Source organism: Acinetobacter sp. TYF_19 (genome assembly GCF_043105125.1).
Taxonomy (GTDB): Bacteria; Pseudomonadota; Gammaproteobacteria; order Pseudomonadales; family Moraxellaceae; genus Acinetobacter; species Acinetobacter johnsonii.
This window is the reverse complement of record NZ_JBICLH010000037.1, coordinates 23,990-33,819: the sequence shown is the minus strand read 5'-3', so window position 1 is coordinate 33,819 and position 9,830 is coordinate 23,990. Positions and strand designations below refer to the sequence as shown.

7 protein-coding genes are annotated in these 9,830 nt (G+C 41.0%); 2 read left to right on the top strand and 5 right to left on the bottom strand.

What is annotated here, in order from left to right; genetic code table 11:
• The 4 genes from ACF8FD_RS04075 to ACF8FD_RS04060 all read right to left on the bottom strand — a co-directional run.
• The coding region (locus ACF8FD_RS04075; RefSeq protein WP_392453228.1) for a transglycosylase SLT domain-containing protein at positions 1–896 on the bottom strand (896 nt) is incomplete at its 3' end.
• The gene (locus ACF8FD_RS04070) at positions 896–1,225 is read right to left on the bottom strand and encodes a hypothetical protein (protein ID WP_279679137.1); all 330 of its coding nucleotides are present in this window, start codon (positions 1,223–1,225) and stop codon (positions 896–898) included. The genes ACF8FD_RS04070 and ACF8FD_RS04075, both read right to left, overlap by 1 nt.
• A 213-nt stretch (positions 1,226–1,438) precedes the next feature.
• Positions 1,439–4,744, bottom strand: coding sequence for a type VI secretion system Vgr family protein (locus tag ACF8FD_RS04065; protein ID WP_279679139.1), 3,306 nt, complete (start codon positions 4,742–4,744; stop codon positions 1,439–1,441).
• 151 nt (positions 4,745–4,895) lie between these two features.
• Positions 4,896–6,596 carry an NAD-dependent malic enzyme gene (locus tag ACF8FD_RS04060; protein ID WP_279679140.1) on the bottom strand — a complete coding sequence of 567 codons (1,701 nt, stop codon included), beginning with the start codon at positions 6,594–6,596 and terminating at the stop codon, positions 4,896–4,898.
• Positions 6,597–6,869: 273 nt separating this feature from the next.
• Between ACF8FD_RS04060 and ACF8FD_RS04055 the strand changes: the two genes are divergently transcribed.
• Positions 6,870–7,469, top strand: a complete 600-nt coding sequence (locus ACF8FD_RS04055) for a hypothetical protein (protein WP_205667345.1) — start codon at positions 6,870–6,872, stop codon at positions 7,467–7,469.
• An 8-nt stretch (positions 7,470–7,477) separates the two neighbouring features.
• Here ACF8FD_RS04055 and ACF8FD_RS04050 read toward each other — a convergent pair whose 3' ends face one another.
• Positions 7,478–7,762, bottom strand: coding sequence for a DUF2798 domain-containing protein (locus ACF8FD_RS04050; protein ID WP_004684392.1), 285 nt, complete (start codon positions 7,760–7,762; stop codon positions 7,478–7,480).
• Positions 7,763–7,939: 177 nt separating this feature from the next.
• Between ACF8FD_RS04050 and argS the strand changes: the two genes are divergently transcribed.
• On the top strand, positions 7,940–9,745 hold the full coding sequence (argS, locus tag ACF8FD_RS04045) for an arginine--tRNA ligase (protein ID WP_010325630.1): 1,806 nt from the start codon (positions 7,940–7,942) through the stop codon (positions 9,743–9,745).
• Positions 9,746–9,830 lie beyond the last annotated feature (85 nt).

The following is a 9,830-nucleotide window of genomic DNA, read 5'->3' as shown; positions in this document are numbered from 1 at the left end:
TCTTTGTAATTATCAGGAAGTATAATAGTAATTATTTCATCACCAATTCTTGAAAGTATAGATTTAGACTCTCCTTTTGAATTTGTTTTCCCAAAAATAACATTTATTTCTGTTTCATTACCCCTATCCATTGATAAATGTGAAGGCTTTTCATTACTCGAATTTTTAACAGTTGCCAAAATATAATTTTTATTCTCAACATCTGAACAATTATTATCCGTTAGTTTAATTTTGGTTTCTACCTTTTGCTTCAGTAGAGCTGTTAATAATACTAATTTCTGTTTGAAAATTCTTTCATACGCTCTAATTGCATCCTTCCTCCATTTGAAATTATATGCTCGCTGCTTACCACGATCATCATTATAATATCCCGGACCATCATGATGAAGCATATATATTAATTGCCAGTACTTCTCATCACTAGGCTTAAACCCCCAATTAATAGCCAGCTCTTTATTAAATAAAAATGCAACCAAAACACCATATGATCCGATAGTTGCATCAAAAACATTGTTTCCTCTCATATCAATGTCTACACCAATCAGCTCTTTAGCTCTTTTTCTAAATGCATTTGCTGTATCCTTTGTATATTGTGCAAGTCCTGCGGCACTGGTGGTTCCAGCCGCTGCATCTGGATTAAAGCCAGATTCTGCTAAACAAATTAATAAAGTATAAGCCGTTTCCTTATAATCAAGGTTATACCTCGAACATAGCGAAATAATAATGTCGACTATATTCTTAAAGTTAGCCTCTTCAATATCACCATATATTCTAGAATTTCCTTTATTTTTTTTATTGGTTGGTATAGAAATACTGATCAAAGAGTAATCTACAATTTGCTCATCTGTATAAGCATAACCTTTTTTTGGACGCAATATCTCATATATATTAGACATTATTCTTCCCCATAAACTGCATTAGCAGATATAACTTTTATTCTTTTTATTTTCATATTATCTATAATTTTTTTAGCGTCTTTTTTTGGAGTAATAACTCCATTTAAATTTAAAACAACTGGTTTTCTAAATTCATTAACCTCTTCAACAGTCATTGCATTGACGTTATTTGAGATACCTTGATTTATGAGAACAAAACTATTTCCTTCATGCTCTATACATGAAAAACTAATAGGGCTTAAATACCCTTCTTCTAAGATTATTTTTTCCTTATTATTTATTTTATCTATTATTGGTAAGTTAATTACGGTTTTTTCATCAATTAACAATTTACTACTTTTACATTGTCTAACGATTCCTCCACTACCTCTATCAACAAGTCCCTCCTCAGAATCATAACAACTCGAAAGAATTTTAATTCTTTTCTTTCCACATTTTATTTCTTTTGATTCATATTCTTTATAATTTAAACTCCCCCCATCTGATAAATCAGAAGAGTTAACCCATAAACCACTATAGATATCAAGAAAATAACCAAAAAATTATTCTTCATTTATTTCACCATTATCTTCATCAATTAGCGGAAAATCTATATGATTAAGCTGTTCATACTCATACGTTGTTTGTGGTTGGAACCAAATGTCTTGGGTTACTTCTTCAATAATTTCCAAATTCAAATCTTCATCACTTGATGAGGAATATCCAGTTACTGTCATACCATTATCGTCTGTCACTCCTAAAATTTTTTGTCCAGATGGTAAGGTTAATTTATATTTTTGTCCTTTTACTGGATTATTTTGCTGATCCCTAACAAGAAAATTTCCATAAAACATACTTGGTAATTCAGGAACCTCATAAGATACTTTTGCCCCACCCACAAAGCTATGCTGACCCGCCTTACTTTCAAACTTTCCACCTGTTGTCGTAAAAATCCCATCCCCATTAATTTTGAGCTGTGAACCACCAGCAGTCAGTACAATTTCCTTCGGACTGGTTATTTCTATTTTATCTTCAGTTGAAATCAGCTTAATCACCTTACGCGCAATCGCTTCTATCGCATCATCTTGTGCCTGTAATTCAACTTTTCCTTTTGCAGCAAATGCCTTTAGCCCTTTTTGTGCAGCAAATAAGCTCACCTTATCCTGTGCATGCGCAATAATATTCTTCTGGGCACTTAAGTTAATGGACCCCTGTGCGCTTTCAGCGATGTCTTGATTAGCTTGTAAAACAATATCTTCAGGCGTCGTTAAGGCAATACCATTGGGGGAAGCCAGCAGCATTAAAGCCTGACGAAAGATCTTCGCTTGAGCTTGATTCTGAGTATCCTGCGTTTGCTCTGCCTCTTGAGCATATGTCTCCATAAAACCTTGCATGGAGCCCAATGCCTGCATGGGATTAACATTCAGTTTGCTGCCTTTATTAAAGCTTCCGCAAGCACTGGTCAGGTCAAAGTCTTTCATATCAACATTGGCAATCACTTTGCCTACATCTTTTAAAGCGGCGAATGGATCCGCATTCAATTTTTCTTTAACGCCTTGCAACTGAGTTTTCAAAGCATCTGTGCCATGTTCTTCGAGGTTATCAATAAAGGCTTTTAAATTGTCTATTGATGCCTCTGCATCCCGAAAATAATCTTTAAATTCATTGATCAAATTGTCTGTATCTTGACCAAATCTTTGAATATCCTCAATAAAGCTACCACACGTTTTTAATGCCGAAATCGGATCCTGACTAACTGCGGTTTTAAATAAACCAACGGTTGCTTGGAGTGCTTGATTGGCACCTTTTAACTCTACAGACTGAATCAATTTAGGCAGACGATTAACCACATTCAATGCATCAGTCTGTTGTTTAACAGCCAGAGTACTCAACATGTGCATACTGTCATGACCTTGCTGCAAGATGGACTGGGCTTCTGATGCAGCCAAATGATCCGCAACCGCTTGATCCTGTGCATAGGTACTAATCAAGAGGCCTTTGCCTGCACGCATGGCTCCCCATTGATCCGTTCTTAGCTCAAACCCTTCACCACGCCCATCACTGTTTTCAGTTGCTTTTGGATGACTGAGGTTGCCAAGGTTGAGCTGACTCGCTCCATGACTGCTATGTAGTTGCACACTAATTTGCCCTGTCGTATCATCAAAACGCAGTTGATTAAAGCCTTGCCCTGCAACCTCTTGTGAACGAATACCACTAAGTTTTTTCGTCGCAGGCAATGCCCCCTTCACATCAAACATGGTTTGGTGGCGATCCGCTTCATGAATACGCCCTACGACAAAAGGTCGATCGACATCCCCCTCAAAGAAGTCGATGACCACAATTTCTCCGACACGCGGATGAAAACGTGCGCCATATCCTTCACCCGCCCATGGAGTCAATACATCGACCCAAGCCGAGTCCGTGTCATTATCATTTGCACCCGCACCACCATCATGAGCATGGTCATCATTACGCGTAAACATAAAGCGAACTTTAATCCGTCCCCATGCATCCACATAAATTTCTTCCCCTTCAGGCCCGACGACTTTGGCGCGTAAAGGATAGGCTACTGGACGGTGTATCCACGCTTGATATTCAGGAACAATTTTGACCTCACGGCGTACGACAAAGAGTTCATTGGCTTGCCGTTCCTCATTCAGACCTTGCCAGCGACTTCCTTTTAATAACAGATTGATTTGCTGTAATAACTCTTTGGGTAAATTATTTTGGTTATAAAAAACTTTGCCTAAAATGAGAAATTCACGCTCTGCGGACACATGCTGTTCTATTTCAGGATGATCCACCATTTCAAACCAATAGCCCACTTGCGCATCTCGAACGCTACTTTTTGCTGTGAAATATTTGGCCTGAAGCTCATGATATTGGTTCAGTTGTTGGTTGAGACGATCTAGTTGACTGCTATTAGCAGGTGTGGCCTGATCCTCACCCTGTAGATCACCCGTCCATGCCGGACTGACACACCAGACTTGTTCCAGACCCAAACTTTCATTGTCTTGTTGATCACTGTGCTGATGTGCACTCAATACAGCCTGACTCTGATCTTGAGTTAAATGTTGCGCTTGCCAACGTTGCGTCTGTACCGTGGTGGACTGTAAGTGACGTTCAGCAATAAAACTGGTGATGCTATCAAAGGGCTCGGTGGCATGGCTGCGGTGGAAACGAATCTTTCGGCGGTCCAGCGCTGTAAAAGCTTGATTATCATCCATCAAACGAAGTTGCTGTGCCTGAATCGGTTCAGATGAACTGAGCACTATCGGAGCTTGTTCATCGATCAACCAATTAATACCTTCACTCCGCCATAGTCGAGTGAGAAACTCAGCGTCGGTTTCATTAGACTGCATGACAAAGGGGCGTACATCATAATCACGACTCAAACCCTCTAAGTTCAGGCTTAAGCTGGCTGCAAATAATGTACTGTGACTTTGCCACTCGCTAAACAGAGTTTCAGTAATTTCACGAACACTTTTACTCATAAACACGCGACTGTTTCTGCGCTTATGCCACAGTGCTGTTGCATCTTCAACGGTAAGTTTATAAACAGTTAGCGCACCATCACTTTGCCCCTGACTGGCACTGGTAATCACCCCCGTCAGACGAGAAAGCTGCCCCACATCCGTGACCTGATCAACCGCGACACGCCCACCAATAAACTGTTTTAAAGGCAGATAAGCATTGGTCGATAAACATAGGATTTCAGCTTTTAGGCCCTGATTAATGCGATGTTCACCCTCAATGCGCTGAATAAACACCTGTGTGTTCAAAGCCGAATTGGAAAAATGAATATGCAAAGCACGTTTTTGTGAGCCGAATCCAAAGGATTCCAGCATTTTATAAATAGAATTGAACATGATCATTGTTAAGTTATTGGTTTTTATACTTGTGCGCGGAGTGTACAAAATGTCTTTTTTTTAATCTAGTAAAATAATGTTAATGAAGACGCAGCTCTCAAAAAACAAAAAGGAGCATTACGCTCCTTTTTGTTCAATCTCATTTTCAGCTTTAGAAGGCAACACGTTTATAGTGACGATACTCTGGCTTCCAGAAGTTTTTCTCAATCGCGTGTTGCAATTGCTCATCACTAATAATCGGGGCTACACCTGCATCCATTGCTGCTTTGGCCACTTTAAAGGCTATCAGCTTAGAGACTTTCTGAATTTCATCAATCTCAGGCAATAAATCTGCTGTAGGGTTGGTCAACATCGGGGAACAATCTGCCAAAGCATTGCTCGATGCAATTAACATCGAATCGGTCACACGGGTTGCATTAGCGGCAATCACGCCTAACCCAATGCCCGGGAAGATATATGAGTTATTGCACTGCGAAATATTATAAATTTTGCCTTGATAATTGACAGGGGCAAAAGGACTGCCTGTCGCAATCAAAGCTTTGCCATCCGTCCAGTGAATAATATCTGCTGGTACTGCTTCGACACGCGAAGTTGGGTTAGACAGTGGCAATACAATCGGACGATCACAGTTCGAAGCCAAAGTGCGAATTACTTCTTCAGTGAATAAGCCCGGCTGACCCGATACCCCAATCAACACGGTAGGTTTGGCATTTTTCACAACATCGAGCAGTGAAATCACTTCTTCAGCATTGCCCCATTGCGCTATCACATTTGGCTTTTGCGCCAATTTACGTTGGAAATCGAGTAGATTCGGCTGATTTTCAGTGATTAAACCAAAACGATCGACCATATACACGCGTGCACGCGCTTCGGCATCAGTTAAACCTTCAACCTTCATCTGCGCAACAATTTGCTCAGCAATCCCACAGCCTGCTGAACCCGCACCTAAGAAGGCAACGGTTTGATCTTTGAGCTGTTTACCTGCTGCACGTGATGCAGCGATCAAACTACCCACAGAAACGGCTGCCGTACCTTGAATATCATCATTAAAACAACAGATTTCATCACGGTACTTATTCAATAACGGCATGGCATTATTTTGCGCGAAGTCTTCAAATTGAATCAACGCTTTCGGCCAACGACGCTTGATTGCAGCAATCACTTCATCGACAAAAGCATAGTACTCATCACCACTGATACGCGGTTGATTCCAGCCCATATAAATCGGGTCATTCAGTAACTGCTGATTATTAGTACCGACATCGAGGGTAATTGGTAACGTATAAGCTGGGCTAATACCACCACACGCGGTATATAGCGACAACTTTCCAATGGGAATACCCATCCCGCCAATACCTTGGTCGCCCAAGCCTAAAATACGCTCGCCGTCGGTAATCACAATGACTTTGACATTTTTCTTGTTGATGTTATGCAAGATGTCATCAATATGCGCACGGTCTGGATAGGAAATAAATGTACCACGATGGCGACGATAAATATCCGAAAAACGCTGACAGGCCTCACCCACCGTTGGCGTATAGATGATCGGCATCATCTCACTTAAATGGTTTTCAATGAGGTGATAAAACAAGGTTTCGTTGGTGTCTTGAATGTTACGCAAGTAAATGTGCTTATTGATCGCATCATTAAAAGCACAGTACTGTTGATAAGAACGCTGACTCTGTTCTTCAATGCTTTCTTCAACATGTGGAATTAAACCATGCAAGTTGAAGCGAGTGCGCTCTTCTTCCGTAAACGCCGATCCTTTATTTAACAGCGGCAACTCAAGTAAGGTATTGCCCGCATAAGGGATGTATAAGGGTTGTTTTGTCTTTAAATATTCTGTCGTCATTACCTATCTCGTTATACATAGATTTAGATGAACCTATGGGGAGAATCTATGCATCTAATTCGGCTACTAGCTTAGCGCCATTTACTCGTCTTTTGATATTTATAAGCGTGATGCAATTATCAAAGCGATTTAGTCTGAAAATAAAAATCAAATCGACGCAACGCAAAAATCAAGTTTGCGGCAGTCTTTTCGGTCAAATAGCGCATGGATAAAATTTGAACTTGAATAAAGCTCAAGCTAAGCTAGCGCTTTTATTTCTTCTTTATATTAAAAATGATCATCAAAAAACTGATGTTGTTAAGCCTCACGTGTCTTTACCTCACACAAATGACAGCATGCCAATCCATTTCTACGGCGCAAAATAAGGTGAGTGATAAAATTACAGGACTATTTGGTCATAACGAAAAACTGCCTGAAATCGATCCCAAAGGCATTGTCGATATCAGTAAAGCCACCATCGAGCAATATGAGCAACTCAGTGCAAATTTACCCTTGAACCAATGGGTCTATTTGGAGAATGAAAAACAAGGGATTTATCAGCTACAAAACAAATCGACCGAAGGCTTTGTGCTATCACTACGTCTGAATTGTAAAATCAGCAGTTATCCGCCTACGTTTGAGCTTCAAGATGCACAAGGCAAACGTATTTTATATGGCTATGATAAAGAAGCAGGACAGATTCAGTTTTTACTCGACAACAAAAACTACGGCAATCCCTTTGATCCATTTCAACGCCAAACCCTGAGTCGTTTTCAACAACAGCTTGCCAGTGCCAAAGTGATTAAGCTCTTTCATGCCAGCAAACTGTATCGTTTTCAAAACCAAAATGCGGAACTCCTAAGCAAACCTGTTTCATGCCGTGAAAATAACTAAAATGGAGGTTATTTGGGTGGGTTCAAATGTGACATATCGACAAATACACCAGTCAAACGGCGCACAATCGGCAGTACAATGAGCACTACAGGATAGGCCACCACCCAAGACATCATCCATGCGGACAGCCAAACCTGTAGGAAATTGTCCACCCAACCCAAATTGCGCCAAAGATTGATCATCGAAATAATGCCACTCATAAAAAATGAGATAAAAAACGGCAAAATAAACATTGCATATTTTGCTGGTAACTTGGGAATATTGCCAATGATCATCGGCCGCTGTTCAGACACGTTTTATCCTTAAAAGTATGTGTTTTGGTTCTCATCATACTGCGCTTTTCATGTTTATTGCAGCGCAATCGTTAGCAGTTTTTGAACATTTTTTATTCTAAAAAAATGGATTCACCTAAAGACGTCGAAATTTGCTATATTTAGCGTTTTTCTGCGACATTAAATTTTCGACTGAATATGAACACGGCAATCCAAGCAGCTCTCGAGCACGCAGTGCAAAACCTTCAAGCTGAAGGCGTCCTTCCAGCAGACTGGAATAACAGCAGTACTTTGACGCGTACCAAAGACCGAAGCCACGGGGATTTCGCGTCCAATATCGCCATGATTGCCTCTAAAGCTGCGGGTATGAAGCCACGTGATTTAGCCGAAAAAATTCTTGCTGCACTGCCTGAAGTAGCGGACATCAGCAAAGCAGAAATCGCAGGCCCTGGCTTTATTAACTTCTTTTTAAATGCTGACCAACGTTTTGCTGTACTTGATCAAATTCAAGCGCAAGGCAATCAGTTTGGTCGCACGCAAGCCAATGCTGCGAAAAAAATTCAAGTAGAATTTGTTTCTGCCAATCCAACGTCTAGCTTGCACGTTGGTCATGGTCGTGGCGCAGCCTATGGGATGACCGTTGCAACCTTGCTTGAAGCAACAGGTGCAACCGTAGACCGTGAATATTATGTGAATGATGCAGGTCGTCAAATGGACATCCTTGCAACATCCACCTATTTACGCTACCTCGAATTAACAGGCCAAGAACTGGTTTTCCCTAAAAATGCCTATCAAGGCGATTACGTTAAAGAAATCGCGCAAAGTATTATCGATGCTGATGGCGATGCCTACGTCCGCCCTGTGGCAGACGTCTATAAAGATGTCCCTGAAGATGTGCAATATGCAGAAGAACTCGATGCCGAAGGCAATAAAGTTGTCCTTTCAGGCGACAAAGAAAAGCACATTGATGGTTTAATCCATAATTCACAAAGCTTAATCGGTGAAGCTTACCGCGTATTCCACCAAGCAGCGCTGAATGCGATCTTAGATGACATCAAAGATGACTTGGGCGAGTTTGGTGTAACCTTTAACCAATGGTTCAGCGAAGCCTCATTGACAGACAAAATTGATGAAGCTTTAGAAACTTTAGAACAACGTGGTTTCTTATACGAAAAAGACGGCAACATTTGGTTCAAATCGACTGAATTTGGCGATGAAAAAGACCGTGTTGTGAAGCGTCGTAATGGACAAACCACTTACTTTGCTTCTGACATTGCTTATCACCTGAACAAATTACAACGTGGCTATACCGATATTATTGATATCTGGGGCTCAGACCACCATGGCTATATTTCACGGGTTAAAGCCGCGATTGATGCCTTAGGGTATGACTCGAAAAAACTCACCGTTCTATTGGTTCAGTTCGTCAGCCTATGGCGTGGTGGCGAGATGGTACAAATGTCATCTCGTTCTGGTCAGTTCGTGACTTTACGTGACCTGCGTAAAGAAGTGGGCAACGATGCTGCGCGTTTCTACTACGTGATGCGTAAGTCTGAGCAACACATTGACTTTGACTTAGACCTTGCAGTTTCACAAAGCAAAGACAATGCGGTGTATTACATCCAATATGCACATGCACGTGTTAATCGTATGGTCGATGTGAAAGCACCTGAAAAAGGCATTCCTTTTGATCGGAACCAAGCAGCTGATTACGATGCGACCTTATTAACTCTTGATGCTGAAACTGAAATTCTTGCCAAACTTGCGGCCTATCCTGAAATTGTGCTTCGTGCAGCAAATAGCTATGAACCACACCAAGTGGGTAACTATTTGAAAGAACTCGCAGCATTATTCCATGGTTGGTATAACTTGGATAATACAAGAATTATCGACGAACAGAATATTGCCCTTTCGCAAGCCCGTTTATTACTTTCAATAAACGTACAACAAGTTTTGCGTAATGGTTTAGAGTTACTAGGTGTGTCTGCACCTGAGACGATGTAACCAGCAAAGCAAAGCTTCAAGCATGGCTGCAAGACCGAAAGCTATGCTTGAGGTACCGATGTAAAAAGCAACGCTTTGCACATCG

Coding starts and splice junctions, on each gene's coding strand:
- argS (WP_010325630.1), top strand. CDS start 7,940: ATGAACACGGCAATCCAAGCAGCTCTCGAGCACGCAGTGCAAAACCTT.
- ACF8FD_RS04060 (WP_279679140.1), bottom strand. CDS start 6,596: ATGACGACAGAATATTTAAAGACAAAACAACCCTTATACATCCCTTAT.
- ACF8FD_RS04055 (WP_205667345.1), top strand. CDS start 6,870: ATGATCATCAAAAAACTGATGTTGTTAAGCCTCACGTGTCTTTACCTC.
- ACF8FD_RS04065 (WP_279679139.1), bottom strand. CDS start 4,744: ATGTTCAATTCTATTTATAAAATGCTGGAATCCTTTGGATTCGGCTCA.